This is a genomic window from Pseudoalteromonas spongiae UST010723-006, assembly GCF_000238255.3.
In the GTDB taxonomy this organism is placed as follows: Bacteria; Pseudomonadota; Gammaproteobacteria; order Enterobacterales; family Alteromonadaceae; genus Pseudoalteromonas; species Pseudoalteromonas spongiae.
On the sequence record NZ_CP011039.1, the window covers coordinates 1750125 to 1767403 of the forward strand.

At 40.7% G+C, this 17279-nt stretch carries 16 protein-coding genes and 1 riboswitch; of the genes, 9 read left to right on the forward strand and 7 right to left on the reverse strand.

Annotation, left to right across the window (positions count from 1 at the left end; genetic code table 11):
* Positions 1 to 74: 74 nt before the first annotated feature.
* Positions 75 to 1202 carry an N-acetylglucosamine-6-phosphate deacetylase gene (gene nagA, locus PSPO_RS08245; RefSeq protein WP_010559912.1) on the reverse strand — a complete coding sequence of 376 codons (1128 nt, stop codon included), beginning with the start codon at positions 1200 to 1202 and terminating at the stop codon, positions 75 to 77.
* Between the two features lie 2 nt (positions 1203 to 1204).
* A complete protein-coding gene (gene nagK, locus PSPO_RS08250) occupies positions 1205 to 2098 on the reverse strand; it encodes an N-acetylglucosamine kinase (RefSeq protein ID WP_010559911.1) in 894 nt (297 codons plus the stop codon).
* A 609-nt stretch (positions 2099 to 2707) separates the two neighbouring features.
* Here nagK and PSPO_RS08255 point away from each other — a divergent pair.
* From PSPO_RS08255 to PSPO_RS21945, 3 genes are all read left to right on the forward strand, one after another.
* Positions 2708 to 3139 carry a CBS domain-containing protein gene (locus PSPO_RS08255; RefSeq protein WP_010559910.1) on the forward strand — a complete coding sequence of 144 codons (432 nt, stop codon included), beginning with the start codon at positions 2708 to 2710 and terminating at the stop codon, positions 3137 to 3139.
* A 165-nt stretch (positions 3140 to 3304) separates the two neighbouring features.
* Positions 3305 to 3670, forward strand: a complete 366-nt coding sequence (locus PSPO_RS08260) for a response regulator (protein ID WP_010559909.1) — start codon at positions 3305 to 3307, stop codon at positions 3668 to 3670.
* A gap of 223 nt (positions 3671 to 3893) precedes the next feature.
* The gene (locus PSPO_RS21945; RefSeq protein ID WP_267890898.1) at positions 3894 to 4019 is read left to right on the forward strand and encodes a hypothetical protein; all 126 of its coding nucleotides are present in this window, start codon (positions 3894 to 3896) and stop codon (positions 4017 to 4019) included.
* A gap of 68 nt (positions 4020 to 4087) precedes the next feature.
* On the opposite strand, the gene PSPO_RS08265 is transcribed toward PSPO_RS21945, so the two are convergent.
* Both PSPO_RS08265 and PSPO_RS08270 read right to left on the reverse strand, forming a co-directional pair.
* A complete protein-coding gene (locus tag PSPO_RS08265) occupies positions 4088 to 4927 on the reverse strand; it encodes an isopenicillin N synthase family dioxygenase (protein WP_010559908.1) in 840 nt (279 codons plus the stop codon).
* Between the two features lie 235 nt (positions 4928 to 5162).
* The gene (locus tag PSPO_RS08270; RefSeq protein WP_010559907.1) at positions 5163 to 6317 is read right to left on the reverse strand and encodes a hypothetical protein; all 1155 of its coding nucleotides are present in this window, start codon (positions 6315 to 6317) and stop codon (positions 5163 to 5165) included.
* Positions 6318 to 6658: 341 nt separating this feature from the next.
* On the opposite strand from PSPO_RS08270, the gene sbcB reads away from it, so the two are divergent.
* The 3 genes from sbcB (at position 6659) to PSPO_RS08285 (ending at position 10474) form a co-directional block, all read left to right on the forward strand.
* Complete coding sequence (gene sbcB / locus PSPO_RS08275) at positions 6659 to 8098, forward strand: exodeoxyribonuclease I (protein WP_010559906.1); 1440 nt, start codon at positions 6659 to 6661, stop codon at positions 8096 to 8098.
* Between the two features lie 8 nt (positions 8099 to 8106).
* Positions 8107 to 8367: a Rho-binding antiterminator gene (locus tag PSPO_RS08280; RefSeq protein WP_010559905.1), complete on the forward strand. Its 261-nt coding sequence runs from the start codon at positions 8107 to 8109 to the stop codon at positions 8365 to 8367.
* 139 nt (positions 8368 to 8506) lie between these two features.
* The gene (locus PSPO_RS08285) at positions 8507 to 10474 is read left to right on the forward strand and encodes a methyl-accepting chemotaxis protein (protein ID WP_010559904.1); all 1968 of its coding nucleotides are present in this window, start codon (positions 8507 to 8509) and stop codon (positions 10472 to 10474) included.
* Positions 10475 to 10534: 60 nt separating this feature from the next.
* On the opposite strand, the gene PSPO_RS08290 is transcribed toward PSPO_RS08285, so the two are convergent.
* Positions 10535 to 11419: an NAD(P)-dependent oxidoreductase gene (locus tag PSPO_RS08290; protein ID WP_010559903.1), complete on the reverse strand. Its 885-nt coding sequence runs from the start codon at positions 11417 to 11419 to the stop codon at positions 10535 to 10537.
* A 93-nt stretch (positions 11420 to 11512) separates the two neighbouring features.
* On the opposite strand from PSPO_RS08290, the gene PSPO_RS08295 reads away from it, so the two are divergent.
* Positions 11513 to 12502 (forward strand): 2-hydroxyacid dehydrogenase, encoded by a 990-nt coding sequence (locus PSPO_RS08295; protein WP_010559902.1) that lies wholly within the window; start codon positions 11513 to 11515, stop codon positions 12500 to 12502.
* Between the two features lie 309 nt (positions 12503 to 12811).
* A complete protein-coding gene (locus tag PSPO_RS08300; protein ID WP_010559901.1) occupies positions 12812 to 13420 on the forward strand; it encodes a MarC family protein in 609 nt (202 codons plus the stop codon).
* A 42-nt stretch (positions 13421 to 13462) separates the two neighbouring features.
* Here the strand turns inward: PSPO_RS08300 and PSPO_RS08305 are convergent, their stop codons facing one another.
* Positions 13463 to 14785, reverse strand: coding sequence for a sodium-dependent transporter (locus tag PSPO_RS08305; protein WP_010559900.1), 1323 nt, complete (start codon positions 14783 to 14785; stop codon positions 13463 to 13465).
* Positions 14786 to 14891: 106 nt separating this feature from the next.
* Between PSPO_RS08305 and PSPO_RS08310 the strand changes: the two genes are divergently transcribed.
* Positions 14892 to 15677 carry a 4'-phosphopantetheinyl transferase family protein gene (locus tag PSPO_RS08310; RefSeq protein ID WP_010559899.1) on the forward strand — a complete coding sequence of 262 codons (786 nt, stop codon included), beginning with the start codon at positions 14892 to 14894 and terminating at the stop codon, positions 15675 to 15677.
* Here PSPO_RS08310 and lysC read toward each other — a convergent pair.
* The gene (gene lysC / locus PSPO_RS08315; RefSeq protein WP_233430499.1) at positions 15627 to 16913 is read right to left on the reverse strand and encodes a lysine-sensitive aspartokinase 3; all 1287 of its coding nucleotides are present in this window, start codon (positions 16911 to 16913) and stop codon (positions 15627 to 15629) included. The two genes, PSPO_RS08310 and lysC, sit on opposite strands and share 51 nt — an antisense overlap.
* Positions 16914 to 17043: 130 nt before the next feature.
* Positions 17044 to 17217, reverse strand: a riboswitch (Lysine riboswitch).
* Positions 17218 to 17279 lie beyond the last annotated feature (62 nt).

Below are 17279 nucleotides of genomic sequence, written 5' to 3' on the forward strand. Positions count from 1 at the left end.
GTTTTTTTACTTTCTTTTAGATAAAAAAAAGCCCCGCTTGTTACTTCAAAGCAGGGTTTTTGCCCAGGAATCAATTATCGCTTTGCACCAGCAACATAGGTTTCTCGTGCATAAAATTCATTGTCCATCACCACAAAGTCAGCATCTGCGCCAACCACTAATCGCCCTTTTCTATTACCTAAACCTAGGTACTGTGCTGGGTAAAGTGATGCCATTCTCAGTGCTTCAGCATAACTAACATCAAGAGTATTAATGGTATTGCGCACCGCACCTGCCATGTCTAACACGCTGCCTGCTAATTCACCTGTGGTTGAATTTAATCTATCGCCAGTGCGGATCACTTTACGACCATCAAAGAAGTCAAACTCCATATCGTTAGTACCCACAGGTGGCATCGCATCTGTTACTAGCATAATTTTGCCACGGGTTTTGCTATCGATAGCAAATTTTGCAGATACTGGGTGAACATGATGACCGTCAACAATTAAGCCGCACCATGCGTTGGTGTCAGTTAATGCTGCCCCAACTACACCTGGTTCACGAGAAGTGAACGCACTCATCGCGTTATATAAATGGGTAAAACCGTCAGCACCGGCTTCAAGTGCGGCTAATACCGTTGGATAATCAGCATTAGTGTGACCAATAGATACTTTCACACCCGCTGCAACAAGGCGTTTAATGTCGCTGGCAGACACATTTTCTGGCGCTAAGGTAACTACCTTGATGCCTAAATCTTGGCGTTCAAATACTGCAAATTCCGCTTCAGTAATTGGGCGAATAAATTTTTCGCTATGCGTGCCCTTTTTCGGCATTGATAAATGCGGGCCTTCAAAATGCACGCCCACAATACCCGGCACTTGATCTTTAATTGCCTGAGCTGTGGCGTCAGCTGCTCGTTCCATTACTTCAACACTGTCTGTGATAAGGGTTGGTAATAATGCAGTTGTACCAAATTGGCCATGCGCTTTTGCAATCGCATCGACGCAATTTACACTTTGCTCGGCGTTAAAAAATGCACCACCACCGCCATTGACTTGTACATCGATAAAGCCCGGAACAACGGTGCCTTCAAGTACAATCGCATTTTCAGTTTGACCTTGCTCAAACGCTGTGATCACGCCATCTTCAACACTAAACGTCACATTTTGAACAAACTGTTCACCGCTAAATAAGCGTGTCGCAAAATACTTCGTAGCTGACATAATTACCCTTTAATTGAGTTTTGCGCAAAATAAACGGCGCCCATTTCTGGCGGCTGCATTGCAGGTTTAACATTTGCCACCACGTCTTTATCTAACCATTCTTGCAATGGCTCGGCTAATCCGCCAATCATTGATAAACGCGGTGGGTTATTTTGTAATAGCTTATTGGCTAAATCACTGATGTAACGTGCGCCATCTTTTACGATTGCAAGCGCAACCTCATCCCCTTTCTTTGCTTCTACAAGTACTGGACGCGCTAATTGCGCATAGCTGCTTGATGGTTTGCCCGCCATTGCTTCGGCGATGCCCATTGCATCTGTTACTTTAAAATGCGCTAACAGTATATCGGCAAGTGATGTTTTTGGTCCAAGACCATCTAAGCTTAATAATGCTGATTTTACCGCTTCTAAGCCAAGCCATGCACCGCTCCCTTTGTCGCCTTGTGCAAAGCCATGTCCGCCTAATATCGTGCTTTGACCATTCACAAATGAAAAACCACACGAGCCAGTTCCGGTAATAATCACTGCCCCATCCTGCCCTTCGTGCGCTCCAATACACGCAGTGTGGAGATCAGTTGTCAGAAACATCTTTTTAAATGGATGGTGCCAATCTTGAATTTGTTGATATAAACCAGGCAGATTGACGCCAGCAAGACCAAGACCTGCAACCACATCGTTTACTTTATCGAGGTTTAAGCCTGCGTCTTGAATTGCTAACTGAGTTGAAACCATAATGGATTCAAGCGTGCGGTCTAGGCCATGTAACGGGTTAGCAGGACCGCCTAAGCCCGTGCCCAATACCCCATTTTGGCTCGAAAATACGGTTGCACGACACTTTGTACCGCCACCGTCTATTCCAATAAAGATTTGCTCTTTATTTGCACTACTTGCAACCATTAAACAACCTCAATTCTTATAATTTTTCCGTAAAAGCACTAAGCACAATTATTTGTTAATTGTGTTTACTATCCACTTTTACGCATTTCCTCAACCCAAGTGTTGATTTAATGTTACACAAATAATGACAGCGTTGTCATTAAATTTTTATAGTTTTTGCTTATCATTAATTATTATCAACATAACCATATGTTTTATTTAATATTTAATTTAGGCTTATACGACTAATAGTGAACCGACTTTCGCACTTAACAACGATCAAATGATTACTTTTAGTCGTCTAGATTGTATTCAACAAAAACGCCTATCGTATACTTTTAACTACAATCGTTATCTTGGCAGACTAGAGCGTGTTGAGCTTTTCTGTCTATTTCTGCAGCAGGTTCAACCCAATGGCAGATACCAACTACTCTTGTAATCCATGGTTAACGCTGCCATTTCAGATTCGCGCTTTATGCCTAATATGTCAAATTAATAAGCCAAACACTACAATTTCCGGCGTGTAAAAATCAATTGTCATATTTTAGTCTTACAGAGCGCCTATCTCTTTGGCAAATCACAAAGTTACAAACTAAGCTTAAGATAAACAAAGCCAAAAGAGACCGTGCCATGAATTCAATTAAAGTAAAAGATTACATGACGCATCGCGCCGTATCCTTTTCAGTTCATATGACTGTTAGCGAAGCGTCTGAGCGACTGTTAATCTCACATCAAACTGGCGGACCAGTGCTTGATGAACACAAACATGTGGTTGGGTTTTTATCTGAGCAAGATTGCCTTGAGCGTATGCTCGAAGACACCTATCAAAATGAAAGCCATTATAAAGTGGTTGATATTATGCGTACTGATGTACTGGCGATAGATGAAGAACACTCAGTGCTTGATTTAGCACAGACCATGTTAACAAATAAACCCAAAATCTATCCCGTGGTGGATAGTAGCAAACGCTTGGTTGGGGTGATCACTCGCAGCGATGTGCTTCGTGCAATCGATCAGCACCATCATGCAATTTATGAACAAGGCCACAGACGTTTTGTCTAAAAGCGCTGTCAAAATTTTCAGCGAAACAAATTATCGCGCAGTCATTAAAAATGTATTGCGCTTTAAAATTAATAAATAATCGCTAAACAATACAAAAATAACGGAAGAATACATCCAATTTACTAAGGTTTTTTAATACGAAATAAGAGTTACAAGGAGAAACTCATGGCGCATATATTAGCAGTGGATGACCAACAAACTATTCGCTCAATGATCCAAGCAATACTAACCGGTGCCGGTTATGACGTAGTAACCGCAGTTGATGGTGTTGATGCAATGGACAAACTGCGAGCACAACAGTTTGATATGGTGATCACTGATATTAATATGCCCAATATGACAGGTTTGAGCTTAATCCCAAAAATTAGGCGACTACCTGAACATCAATATGTGCCAATTCTTATGCTAACCACCGAATCGAGCGGTTATAAAAAAGAAAAAGCCAAAAATAGCGGCGCCAGTGGCTGGCTTACAAAACCATTTGACCCCACGCGTTTACTTACCGCAGTAGAAAAACTGCTTAAAAAGTAAACTTTTTCAATTCATAGTGTATACAAAATACAAATTTCCTGTTACAACTACACTAACTTGGTTAAACGCAGCAACTTAGGCAGGTACAACCAGTTTAAGATAAATACAATTACAATTTGCTGTTGTTAAATTACTGAGTGTAAATTTTCGGTCACTTTTTATAAGTTTTGTATAACTTAACGTGACGCTAACGCAATCACCAATGACAACAGGAATGCAAAATATGGGAAACTCAACAGGCAGCTTATGCCCGCCCGCTAACCGCCAACAACCGGTTAATAACAAACACGCTAGTAAGCCGTTTCAACCGACTCAAGATGAAAAGTGTTTTGAACGCGGTTATAACTAAATAAAAAGCCCGCGGTTGCGGGCTTTTCTTTGCTTATTCAACACAATATGCTTTTGTGTTCGCTCAGGTTATTTAACACCCAATTCTCTTAAACGTTCGTTTAAGTACTCATCGGCTGTGTAACGCTCTGAAAGCACGACATCTGGACGAGGGTGTAAGAAAAGCGGCAATGAAATACGTGATTTGTCTGACGCTTTACCTGTTGGGTTAATTACGCGGTGAATTGTTGATGGGAAATAACCACCCGACGCTTCTTGCAACATATCACCAATATTAATGATTAAGTTACCAAAGTCGCACGGCACGTCTAACCAACCGCCATCTTTGTCTTGTACTTGTAAACCTGGCTCATTTGCAGCCGGTAACACAGTTAGCAAGTTAATATCACCGTGTGCCGCAGCGCGAATAGCACCTGGTTCTTCATCACCTGTCATCGGCGGGTAATGTAACACACGTAATAATGTTTGCTCGGAATTTGAAATCATGTCTTTCAAATCAATTGAGAATTTTGCTTTCACATCTGCTGGTGCGTATTCTTGTACCCAACTAAGTAATGTCGATGCAAACTCGTTTGCTAAACGATAGTACTCACGGATCTCAGCTTCTAGCTGCGCAGGTACTCGTCCTTTTGGATAAACGTGATAATATTCCTTGATATCTTTTTTAGTGAAGCCTTTCGCTACCTCAGACACCTCTGGCGGAAAATAACCATCTTGCGTTTCTTTACTGAATAAAAAATCGTGTTTTTCATTCGAATTAAAGAATGCCTGCCAATTTTTATAAATAGATTCGACTAATTCTTGCGAAATTGGGTGGTTTTTTAATACACCGAAGCCAGTATTTCGTAACGACTCAACAAACTGCTCAGCCGCGTTTTCAGCGGTATAATCAACCGTAGGTAATTGCATAAAATTCACCAAAATAAAAAAGTGAAGAGCCGTTATGGCTCATACACTTATCAAATAATTTCAAGGGATGTGTTTGCACCACACATTCTTACTAAAGTGATTATAGATTATAAGGACGAATGTCCGCACACATGTTTTGAGTAATCATCCATTGATTTATGTCAATTTACAATGATGACTTAATTACAGCGACTCATTAACAGCAAGTGTGATTAGCAATGTTTCACCTGACAATCTAATTAAACTTGCCATAACGTTTAGCACTTTGCGCTGCTTGTTGCCAAAGCGCAGTGTGTTTCAAATCTCGTAGTAAATAATAACTATCTAACTCGCTGATATTTGCTATCTCTTTCGCTATTGAGTACGGATAACGACCATTCTCTAGCTGTTTAAGATCGACGCCGTATTGATGCAATAACCAAATAATTGAAGCCCCCGATTCGTAAAACATGTTAAACGCAAAAAACTGCTCCTTATCACTTTTTGAGCTGATTTGCGTAATACCATGCTGCTCTTGATCAAGCTTTAGCGGATCAAACATCGTAAATGCTTTATCTTCATGAGATTCAATAACTTCGCGCGACATCATAGTATCAACAAATAAAGCACTACCCTCGTACAGCTCTTGTCCAAGGGCATGTTTATAAATCCATCCAGTTGTCTCACTACCATTGCGTGACGCATCAATGCGTAACATTTCGTCTACTAATACCGTGTATTTCTTGATTAACGTTAACGTTTGTTCACTGGTAAGCGTTTTGTTTGGTAAGTCTGAAAAAAGCGCCAACATCACCACTTTTAACGTCAGCATTTGCTCGTCCAGTGGATATTTATCAAATAAATCGAAATCAAGTTGCTGATAACCTTCAGGCTGTTTAAACGCCTCGTGTTGATAATTATGAAACGCTTCATGGTATGCCAGTGCAATACTGGCCGTTGTGAGCTGATCTTCAATATTTACTGAGCGCTCATCGTAGCTTTGTAAGTAATAGTTATGATTTTTTATTTTATAAGTAAAGTCAAAAAGACCATTACCTTCGAGGAGTTTGTCATGAGCGGTAACACTCATATCATTCAACTGTTTAACGTCAATACCATAATCATTATCTAATGCAACAGCATCTTGGATAGTTTCTTTTGCATTGACAATATAGGCATTTTTAACTTGCTTATTCTCAGCATGAATTAAGTACATCCCCACTTTATCAAATTGATAACCTTGCCATGGTGATTGATGCTGCCCTGCATTTTTAATTTGATGAAAAAACGTCTCATCAATTTTACTTGCCGTCCCTGAAGTAGTTGGCGGCTTATCGCCATTATTACTACTTTCATTGTTACAACCAGCGATAGTTGCCAGCATACATGTTACCAACCCAAACTTTTTCATCTATCCTTCCTTTTCTTCAAGAAAAACATAATGATATGCAGCTCGACGTGCAAGGTTAAGTAAGTAACTGTGGGAAAATGTGACCTAGTTGTGATTCAGTGTTTTTATGCTTTTACATTTAACTAAAACCTCACATAAGAAGCGTGATAGATTTAAAATTTACTTTGTTACAACAAAGGACATTAGCGCTGTTAAATGCTATGATTACGCTAAATAAATATCTTTGAAAAGTCTAAAATTACTTTGTGATAAGCCACCTTTTTTAAAGGTGCATTCTTCGCGCTATATTGAGACATTGTGTCAATTCACACACTTTTCAAATCAAATGAAATACGCTTTTTATGAATAACCAAGACCAACCCACAATTTACTGGCACGATTATGAAACTTGGGGAGCAACCCCACAAAAAGATAGGCCAAGCCAATTTGCGGGTATTCGAACCGATTTTGATCTTAATATCATTGGTGAACCACTGGTCATTTACTGTAAACCACAGGCCGATTATTTGCCCCACCCTATGGCGGCGCTAGTGACAGGTATTACACCACAGCACGCAATGAAACACGGCCTATGTGAGGCAGAGTTTATTAACAAGATTCATGTGGAATTTGCCAAAGAGCAAACCTGTGTTGCAGGCTACAACAGCATTCGTTTTGATGATGAAGTATCGCGTTATACTTTTTATCGTAATTTTTACGACCCATACGCAAGAGAATGGCAAAACGGAAATAGCCGCTGGGACATTATTGACTTAGTGCGAGCAACCTATGCACTAAGACCCGAAGGCATTAACTGGCCCGAAAAAGAAGATGGTACGCCAAGCTTTAAACTCGAAGATTTAACCGCAGCAAACGGTATTGACCACAGCAACGCCCACGATGCATTAAGCGATGTAACTGCTACCATTGCGCTAGCAAAACTCATCAAAGACAAACAGCCAAAAATGTACCACTACTATTTTAATTTGCGCTTTAAAAAAGCTGCGCAGGATTTAGTAGATGTATTTAATATGACGCCACTGGTACATGTGTCTTCAAAAATACCAGCAAGCCAAGGATGCACAACCTGGATTGCACCAATGGCGTTTCATCACCAAAATAAAAATGCGGTTATCTGTTTTAATTTAGCACTTGACCCAACGCCTTTAATTGAATTAAGTGTTGAAGAAATTCGAGAGCGTCTTTATACAAAACGTGAAAACCTCACAGATGAGCAACTTCCTATTGGGTTAAAGCAAGTCCACGTTAATAAATGCCCATTTATCGCCCCGGCAAAAACCCTGTTACCAGAAAACGCAGAGCGTTTAGGCATAGATAGAGAAGCGTGTTTGGCAAACCTTAAGTTGCTGCGCGCCCACCCAGAATTACGTGAAAAAGTAGTTGAAGTATTTAACGACGATAGTCATTTAACCCCTATCACAAATCCGGACTACGCACTTTACCAGGGTTTTGCATCAAGTGGCGACAAATCGAAATTTGATATTATCCGCACCACAGAGCCAAGCCAACTCGCCGGTTTGCAACTGGAATTTGACGATGCAAAATACAACGAATTACTGTTTCGCTATCGCGCCCGCAACTGGCCAGAAAGCTTAAGTCACCAAGAGCTTGAAAAGTGGCGAAAATACTGCCAAGGCAAACTCATGCATGGCGAAGATAACCCGTCAATTGATGCCAATGAGTTTATGTTAAGCCTAGAGAATTTAGCGCACGAACATGAAAGCGATGAGAAAAAAATGGCAATATTAAAAGCCTTGTACCATTACGCTCAAAGCTTGTAGCAAAACAAATGGCTAAGCGTATTTCATGCAGCTTATACGACTACTTTGAAATTGTGTGTATGCGCAATAGCGAAGTAGTTGTATCGCTAAAAAATAAACAACAATTCAGTGGCATCGCAAAAGCTCTTATTCATGAAAATGGCACTGAATTTCTCTCTCTTATGCAAAGCGACCAAACCCTAGTAAACATTAATCTCACCGATGTCGCCATCTTGAGTGCCTGCAATAACGCCATAGAACACCATAACTTCAGTGTTTCATTAATATAGTCGCTACTTTCATGCTATTTTTTTGGTTTCGATCACGCCTTTAACTTGCTAATAAAAACAACCGTTAGCTGCTTGAAAAATAGACAACTTGTTCTAAATTTAATATGCCTGCATATCGTTTATCAACAAGGAAGTGCGCATGTTAGACAACCTTTCTTTCAAAAAAGCCATTATCGCAATATCCGTTGTTTCATGTTTGTTTATTTTTTTACTCATAGGTTTTTCTATCCAGGAAGATATAGACAACATAGACAGTGCAAAAGGCGATCAATTACTGCTTGAATTGGCTCTGAAAGCCGACAACGTTGCGCATAACTTCGCAGTAGAAAGAGGCCTGTCAGCGGGCTTTATTGCCGGTGGCGCAGCAAGTCAATTTACGAAAGTAACAGCGCAACGCAAAAAAGCCGACAACGCATTGCAAGCGCTAAAAAATGCCGATATGAACACCCTCTCTGGTGAAGCAATACTGTTGAGAACACGGCTTGAAAACTACATTGCTAACCGCACAGCTATTCGCCAACAAGTAGATAACCGAAACGGTAAAGAGGCCTTTAATTTTTACTCAGAAGTTAATTTAATGGCCCTTGATTTAGTAAAAGCCATTACTGTTTCAATTGATGATTCACAAACTCGCGCGCAGTTTATGCAGGTTTACTTTTATTCACACCTAAAAGAGCATTTAGGGCAAGTAAGGGGAAAACTCAACGGAATTTTATCGGCAAAAAAATTCAATTCAACACAAGCACAAGAGGTATCAAGTTACATCGCCAATATTCGACGTTTTAAATTGCTGCTGTCGGATAGCTCAGAGCAATCGCGTTTTTTCAAAGATCCCAGTATTGCCAAATATAACGACTATATTAATAACACCATTAATGATGTCTTTTTAAATCAAAAACCAACAAGTTCATGGCCAGAAGCAAGCGCATGGTTTGCCACAACGACCCAATATATTAATCAAATTAAACAACGCGCTACTGAATTTACCACTGAGATAAATACGCAAAAGCATGCAACGATTAACGGCTATTACCAAGGTTTAACTGGCAAACTTGTGGCATTATTAGTGATTGCCAGTGTCATCGTATGGGCAAATATTCGCGTAATAAAAGGCCTTACTTCAAAAATAAACCATATTAAAGAAACCTTATCGTATGTGTCGGATTCTGGCGATTTAACCATTCGATTAAACGATCAATCTCATGACGAACTCGGTTCCATTAGTCGAGATATTGATAAGTTGCTCAATTCACAAAAGGATTTGGTTGGTCACTTGTCGAACGCTCTGCATATTATGAGTGGCAGCATTGACAAAATATCTGATGTCAGTCGCCATGTTATTGATCAAATTGTTAAAAACGATGGTGCACTGCAGAATATCGCCAGCTCAACCGAGCAGCTTTTTCAAACCACGCTAGGTATTAAAAATGAGATGAACGAGTCGATGGATAGCACCTCGCAGCTTGACGATGTGTCAAAGCATACCCGCTCCATCACCGAGCAATCTAAAGGCTCGCTCGATACCCTAATCGAGTTAAATGAAAACGCATTTAACTCCACCGAGAGCTTGCACCATAAAAGTCAATCAATCGTATCGATATTAGAAAGTATTAATAGTATTGCTGAGCAAACCAACTTATTAGCGCTTAATGCCGCAATTGAAGCAGCCCGCGCCGGTGAACAAGGTCGAGGCTTTGCGGTCGTTGCCGACGAAGTCAGACAACTTGCTATTCGCTCTAAAGATGCCACAAGCGAAATCAGTGGTGTGTTGGAACTGGTGAAAAATGACGCAGAAGAATTAAAAAGTTTAATGGAAAATATACACGAGTCGAGCAAGTTCACCTCAACTAACAGTAACTCATCACTTGAAAATATAAACACACTTTATAATCAAATCAGTAATATTCAGGCGCGCTTAAAATCAGTATCGGTGTCAACTGAAGAGCAATCGGAAGCGGCATCTCATATTACCCAACAAGTGAGTGTTATCAGTGAAGAGTCTAATTCCATTACCAGCGATATGGAGCAATTAAATGAATTGATTAAAGGGCTTACACAATCAAATCAACAACTAAAAAGCTCAATCACTCACTATAAAACAGCCTAGGCTGCGAGTTAACAGAAAACGCCACTATTTTTGTAACAAATAGCAGCGTTTAATATGCGACTAGCTGTTGCCTTTGCTTGCTTCTAAACGCGCTAATAAGCTAGATGTATCGTAGCGACCACCACCCAAGTTTTGTACTTCACTGTAAAACTGGTCAACAATTGCTGTGACTGGTAGCTGCGAGCCATTTTTACGTGCTTCATCTAGCGCAATCCCTAAATCTTTACGCATCCAATCAACGGCAAAACCAAACTCATACTCGCCCTTAAGCATGGTTTTATGACGATTTTCCATTTGCCATGAGCCTGCAGCGCCTTTAGCAATGGTCTCAACCACTTTTTCGCCATCAAGCCCTGCATTCATCGCAAAGTGCATACCTTCTGCAAGCCCTTGTACTAAACCTGCGATGCAAATTTGATTAACCATTTTACAAAGTTGGCCTGAACCAACCGGCCCCAGTAATTGGCTAAACTGTGAAAATGCCGCCATAACCGGTTGCGCTTTTGCAAATACCGTGTCATCACCGCCACACATTATGGTTAATACACCATTTTCTGCGCCAGCTTGTCCGCCTGAAACAGGCGCATCTATAAAATCATTGCCTTGCGCTTTTGCAAGTTCGGCTAGCTCTTTTGCGACTTCAGCCGATGTTGTTGTGTGATCAACAATAATTGCACCTGGTTTTAATCCAGCAAGTATGCCATTTTCACCTTTCACCACCTGTCGTAAGTCATCGTCGTTGCCAACACAAATAAACACAAAGTCTGCGTTTTCAGACGCTGCTTTTGGTGTTTCGGCAAAGCTACCCAAATATTCATTAGCCCACTTTTGCGCTTTTGCTGTGGTGCGGTTATAAACACAGGTTTCATAGCCCGCATTTTTAAGATGACCCGCCATCGGATAACCCATTACACCCAAACCAATAAACGCAACTTTTAATGACATAACTTACTCACTTTTAATCTTTACAAAACTGCGATTGAGTATAATCATTTAACACATTGAATTATAGGCCTACATTTCGCCAAGGATATCTATATGACTACAGCACCATTTCGCATCGCGTTTTTTAGCGCGCAAAAGTACGATATCAGCGCATTTGACAGCCAATTGCCAAACGATGTAACAGCTGAATATTTTACGCAGCCACTTAACGAAATCTCAGTAAAACTTGCCGAAGGGTTTGATGCGGTATGTTGCTTTGTTAATGATACGCTCAATGAAACAGTGATTAACGCCTTAAACGAAATTGGCATAAAACTCGTTGCCCTGCGCTGCGCAGGTTTTAATAACGTGGATATTCCAGCCGCAAATCATTGCAAAATGGTCGTAGTACGGGTGCCTGCGTACAGCCCTGAAGCGGTTGCTGAGCATTGCTTAGCACTTATTCTTACGCTTTCTCGTAAAACTCATAAAGCCTATAACCGCGTTAAAGAAAACAACTTTGATTTAAATGGCTTACTTGGTTTTAATCTGCATAACAAAACGGTTGGTGTGATTGGCCTTGGTAAAATTGGCAGCGCTTTTGTTAAAATTTTAAATGGATTTGATGCAAACGTGATCTATTTTGATCCATTTGCCGAAAGTGATATTGCAACTCCCGTTAGCCTAGAAACCCTATACCAACAATCAGATATTATTGCCCTGCACTGCCCACTTACCAACGACACTTTGCATATCATCAATGAACAGGCACTTGAGCAAATGAAACCAGGCGTAATGCTTGTAAACACAAGTCGTGGCGCGTTGATTGATACTGCTGCGTGTATTCGCGCACTTAAATCGCGTAAATTAGGTTATTTAGCACTTGATGTATATGAGCAAGAGTCAGAACTATTTTTTAAAGATATGAGCTGTGAAATTATCGATGACGATGTATTTCAGCGTCTACTCACCTTTCCCAATGTGCTGATAACTGGCCACCAAGGCTTTTTCACACAAGAAGCAATGAGCGAAATTGTGGCGACTACTCTCGAGAATATTTCGGCGTTTCGTTTGCAGCAACCACTTGAGAATCAAGTAAGTTAAATCGTGTTAATAAACACGCAAAGTAATGGGTAATAGCAGTACACATAATTACAGTTTTAAATACTATTACCCGTTATAATTGCGTGCTTATAATGCCAATTACATTCATTAAGTGGTTACAGTTCACGGTCGAATAACGCTACCATTAATAAAACATTTGGCTCGCGGCAATGGTCGTTTAATTAATAAAGCTTTGTGTGATTTTTCAATCGCCTTTCACACATAAAAAGCACAATGTTAAGTTATACACTATGTAACAACATACGTGCTTTCATCCCGAACACGTCAAATTAAAAGGTAAATTTTTATATGATTGACTTTGCAGCAACTTTTATTTTGTTTTTTGCGGTTATCGACCCCATTGGCACAGTACCTGTATTTATTGCTGTGACACGCGGTTTCGACGCCAAAGCAAAACGCAAAATTGCTATGCTTTCCGGACTAGTTTCCGCTCTGATCCTGCTATTTTTTGTAATTGCCGGAGAGTACATTTTAAGCGCCATGGCAATACCCTTATCAGCGTTTCAAATCGCTGGCGGCATTGTGCTGTTCTTATTTGCGCTTTCAATGATTTTTGGTGAAAGTAAACCTGAAGAAGAAGTACGCTTGGTAAAGCAGTATCATGAAACTGCCATATTCCCGTTAGCCGTGCCCTCTATTGCAGGGCCTGGTGCTATGCTTGCGGCAGTACTTGCAACCGAAAATGCCCGCGTTGATTTGTGGCAGCAAGCGCAAGTTGCTGGTGTAATGATAGCTGTAGTGTTTTTAGCATTTTTATTAATGCTAATGGCAGGCAAAATTCAAAAACTTATTGGTAATGCAGGCGCCATCGTTATTAGTAAAGTAATGGGTTTAATTTTAACCGCGGTTGCAATCACAAACGTACTCACCGGTTTTAAAAGCTATTTTAACTTATAAAAAAAGCGCGTTTAAAACGCGCTTTTTTGTACCAATAACCTATTACTTAAATGCCACGTTAGCAAACACCGCTAACATTAAGATTGGGCAAATAAAGCGAATATAATTTGCTAGCACTTTATAACCAAGTTTGTTTGATTCGTGCAGTTTGTTACCGCGCTTCCAAAGCCACCCCACAACCACAAAGTAGAATAACCCCATTAATGGTAATTGATATTGGGTAAATACGGTGATCACTAAGCCAAACAACCATTCAAAGTTAAGGATAATCACACTTGAACAAATACCCACAATAACCGTTACCAGCCAAGTTGCTGGTTTTCTATCAAAACCATGGTTTTCTACTAAAAACGATACTGGAATTTCTGTCGATGAAATTGTTGACGTTAACGATGCAATCGACATTAATACAAAAAAGACAAACGCCACCACTAAACCAAAGGCACCTAAGGTAGCAAACAGCTGAGGTAACACAGCGAAAATTAACTGCCCTTCACCAATCAACTTGCCACCTTGCATAATCTCAACACCCTGAGCTTGTGCCACATAAAGTGCAGGAATAATCAGTAAGCCCGCTAAAAACGCAACGCTGGTATCAAGCATGGCAACTGAAATCGACATTTTTGCTACGTTTGCATCACGTTTTAGATACGAGCCGTAAATCATCATGCAACCAACACCTAGCGATAGCGAGAAAAACGCTTGCCCCATTGCTGCAATAATTAAATCTGGATCAGTGACTTTATTAAAATCAGGCACTAAATAAGCATTAAATCCATCGCTTGCGCCATCTAACGTCGCAATATAGGCAATTAACGTAAGTAGTAATACCAATAAAACCGGCATTAATCGGCGCGACCATACCTCAATACCCGACTTAACCCCTTTTAAAATAATACTGGCGGTTAATATCAGCATCAACGGCGTAAAAATAAAGTTGCGCAATATTGAATCTGATTTTAGGAAGTTTGCAATGTCGGTAAGGCCAAAGAATGTGGCGATTGGTTCAAGTGCAAATGCCAGCATCCAGCCAGCAACAATGCTATAAAAGCTGAGCATCACAATGGCGCCGCCAAGGCCAATATAACCTGCTGCCGCGCCCATTTTCTTGCTGGTAGATTGGCACGCTTCAGCCAATGCCTTTACGGGGTTCGCTTGTGCACTATGGCCAATATAGAGTTCAGTAAAAAGCGCAGGTAACGCCAGTAAAAAAATTACAATAAAGTAAACCAACAAAAATGCACCACCACCGTGGTTTGCCGCTTGTGTTGGGAAGCCCCAAATATTACCTAAGCCAACCGCGGCGCCTGCCGCCGCTAATACAAAACCTAAGCGACTTTGAAAGCCATCTCTAATTTGTGCCATATTGAACTCTTATTTTTATTATCTACACCACGACTTACGTAACCAAGCAAGATATACTGCAGCAAATTGTAAAACTGCGCTTGGCTAAAAGACTAATCTATCGGGTATGGAAACGATTAACAACAAAAAACCACCAATCACAGGCATCTCGCCTGAGCGCGCGCATTTTAGCGTGCTAAGCCCTAAGTCACCAATTAATTTAGTTATAGCCAATAGCCAAGCCCTTAATTTCGACCAAATAAACATCACAAGTTTATTATCTGCGCATGAAATTAGCATTTTAGAAAGGCGCAAGTTAGAAAGCGCTAAACGCGAATACTTAGCCTCGCGTTATTTAATTAAGCAATTAGCGCAACAGTTCTTTGCGTATGAAGCAGCTGAACTCACCACCTTTTTTGATGAACACACTGCACGTTTGGTAATTAAATATCAAAACAACACCCTGCCACTTTCACTGGTGATAAGTCATTCCAAAGGCTGGGTTGCGGTATATTTAGCACATGAGCCAGAGCGTATGGGCATCGACCTTGAGTTTATGTCGCAAAAGCGCCCTTTTTTAAAATTAGCCAAACACTTTTATCATCAAGATGAAGTTAGAGAAATTGAAGCAGCAAACCCTATGTCCGATACTTTTTTTCGTATTTGGACATTAAAAGAGGCCCTTGCTAAAGCTGTTGCCATGCCAATTGCCCAGCTGCTTTCGCCTAATGTATATCACGGTTATGCAAAACATAATTTAGCAGCCTATAGCTGCCAAATTAATGGGTTTGATTTTAGTATGGCAACGCCAATCACTGTTAAACAGCCACCAGCGCTTGTTGAAGTTTCCCTTAACCCCGATTTAACAGGCTTCGAGCAAACGGCTATGAATCGCTTGCACCACGTTATCTGATTCAGTTTGCTCAACTAAGAAACACAGGTTGTGCTTACTTGCACCATGGCAAATTAAACGAATATTAAAATCACTGAGTACACCCATTAAATTAATTTCGCCGTGACGTAATTGAATTTCAGAGCCGATTAATGCCACCAGGGTTAAATTATTCTCAACCGTTACATGACAAAACTCGCTTAACTCATCAAGACAAGCTTGATCAAGCTCCGGGCGTGATGCATTTGGCGCATTATCGAGCGTTAACGCAACACTGATTTCAGAGGTAGTCACTAAATCTACCGAAATATTGTATTTCGCTAAAATAGTGAAAACGCGTGCTAAAAAGCCGCTAGCAAGTAGCATTTCAGGGCTTTTTACCGTTAATAAAATTTGGTTTTTACGCTGAGTTACCGCGCGAATGCCCGCTTGTTCTGATTTTTCTTTCTCAATCCAGGTACCACCTTGCTCTGGTGCTTTACTTGAACCAACAAATACACTAATGCCACTGCGACTTGCTGGTAAAATAGTGGCTGGGTGTAACACTTTGGCACCAAAGGTTGCCATTTCTGCCGCCTCATCAAAGCTCAGCTTTGCAATCGGTGCCGCTTTGACACATAAACGAGGATCTGTACTAAAAATACCCACTACGTCTGTCCAAATGTAAACAGCTTTTGCGTCAACCGCTTCAGCCAATAATGCTGCACTGTAATCAGAACCGCCACGGCCAAGCGTGGTTGTGTCACCTTGGCTATTTGCACCAATAAAACCTTGGGTAACAACAATGTTTTCGCTTAATAACGGCAATAAATTTGCTTGTGCTAATTCACGAGTGCGTTCAACATTCGGTTCTGCTTTACCAAAGTGTGAATTGGTCGCTAGCACTTCACGTACGTCAAAACGAAGCGATTGTGCACCTAAGCTGCGTAAAACTTGGGTAAATAGATACGATGATAAACGCTCACCAAAACTTAATAGCTCGTCGCTTGCTTTGTCATCAAATTCGTTTTGTAATGCAAAGGTTTTAAACGCTTCAAGTGTTGCTAAAAAACCTTCGGTAATGTCGTCATCTAATGTAAGTTTTTCAGTAATTTTGTGCTGAATAGCTACCACGGCGTCAATATGTTCTTGGCGCGCAGCGTCCGTTAAATCGTCATTTGCAAGGCTTACTAAATGATTGGTAACACCAGAGCTTGCACTTACGGCAACTAAACGGGTGCTTGGGTTTGATATAACAATTTCGGCGCAGCACACCATAGCGTCATAGTCTGCGACGCTGGTACCACCAAATTTTGCTACATTAATACTCGAATTAGACACGGTCTCTCCTTTAAATCTTAATAAGGAGAACTTGGCAAGGAACGTGATTGATTACATCAGGATAGTCTCTGCCAGAAGCTCTCCACCTGTTACAGGTGACAGTCCCGAAGATTCAACTTCTAGAACCGAAGCAAGCTGGCCACAAATCCAGATCACTCCTCGGCAGTTAACCCCCTGATAGACCGTCGTCGGGAATGCGCCCTCGAATCTACTACCTGGTTAATGCACCTCTTCTGTGTTTGAATACTTAATAAGCACACAAACAAATGCCTTCTAAAAAGAAGGCTTTTGAAATTTACCGTT

What these genes read in the sequence shown, in the direction of transcription:
- PSPO_RS08300 (WP_010559901.1), top strand. Translation starts at nt 12,812, where the DNA reads ATGATTGACTTTGCAGCAACTTTTATTTTGTTTTTTGCGGTTATCGAC.
- PSPO_RS08255 (WP_010559910.1), top strand. Translation starts at nt 2,708, where the DNA reads ATGAATTCAATTAAAGTAAAAGATTACATGACGCATCGCGCCGTATCC.
- PSPO_RS08270 (WP_010559907.1), bottom strand. Translation starts at nt 6,317, where the DNA reads ATGAAAAAGTTTGGGTTGGTAACATGTATGCTGGCAACTATCGCTGGT.
- PSPO_RS08285 (WP_010559904.1), top strand. Translation starts at nt 8,507, where the DNA reads ATGTTAGACAACCTTTCTTTCAAAAAAGCCATTATCGCAATATCCGTT.
- PSPO_RS08305 (WP_010559900.1), bottom strand. Translation starts at nt 14,785, where the DNA reads ATGGCACAAATTAGAGATGGCTTTCAAAGTCGCTTAGGTTTTGTATTA.
- PSPO_RS08290 (WP_010559903.1), bottom strand. Translation starts at nt 11,419, where the DNA reads ATGTCATTAAAAGTTGCGTTTATTGGTTTGGGTGTAATGGGTTATCCG.
- sbcB (WP_010559906.1), top strand. Translation starts at nt 6,659, where the DNA reads ATGAATAACCAAGACCAACCCACAATTTACTGGCACGATTATGAAACT.
- PSPO_RS08280 (WP_010559905.1), top strand. Translation starts at nt 8,107, where the DNA reads ATGGCTAAGCGTATTTCATGCAGCTTATACGACTACTTTGAAATTGTG.
- PSPO_RS21945 (WP_267890898.1), top strand. Translation starts at nt 3,894, where the DNA reads ATGGGAAACTCAACAGGCAGCTTATGCCCGCCCGCTAACCGCCAACAA.
- PSPO_RS08260 (WP_010559909.1), top strand. Translation starts at nt 3,305, where the DNA reads ATGGCGCATATATTAGCAGTGGATGACCAACAAACTATTCGCTCAATG.
- PSPO_RS08295 (WP_010559902.1), top strand. Translation starts at nt 11,513, where the DNA reads ATGACTACAGCACCATTTCGCATCGCGTTTTTTAGCGCGCAAAAGTAC.
- lysC (WP_233430499.1), bottom strand. Translation starts at nt 16,913, where the DNA reads ATGGTGTGCTGCGCCGAAATTGTTATATCAAACCCAAGCACCCGTTTA.
- PSPO_RS08310 (WP_010559899.1), top strand. Translation starts at nt 14,892, where the DNA reads ATGGAAACGATTAACAACAAAAAACCACCAATCACAGGCATCTCGCCT.
- nagK (WP_010559911.1), bottom strand. Translation starts at nt 2,098, where the DNA reads ATGGTTGCAAGTAGTGCAAATAAAGAGCAAATCTTTATTGGAATAGAC.
- nagA (WP_010559912.1), bottom strand. Translation starts at nt 1,202, where the DNA reads ATGTCAGCTACGAAGTATTTTGCGACACGCTTATTTAGCGGTGAACAG.
- PSPO_RS08265 (WP_010559908.1), bottom strand. Translation starts at nt 4,927, where the DNA reads ATGCAATTACCTACGGTTGATTATACCGCTGAAAACGCGGCTGAGCAG.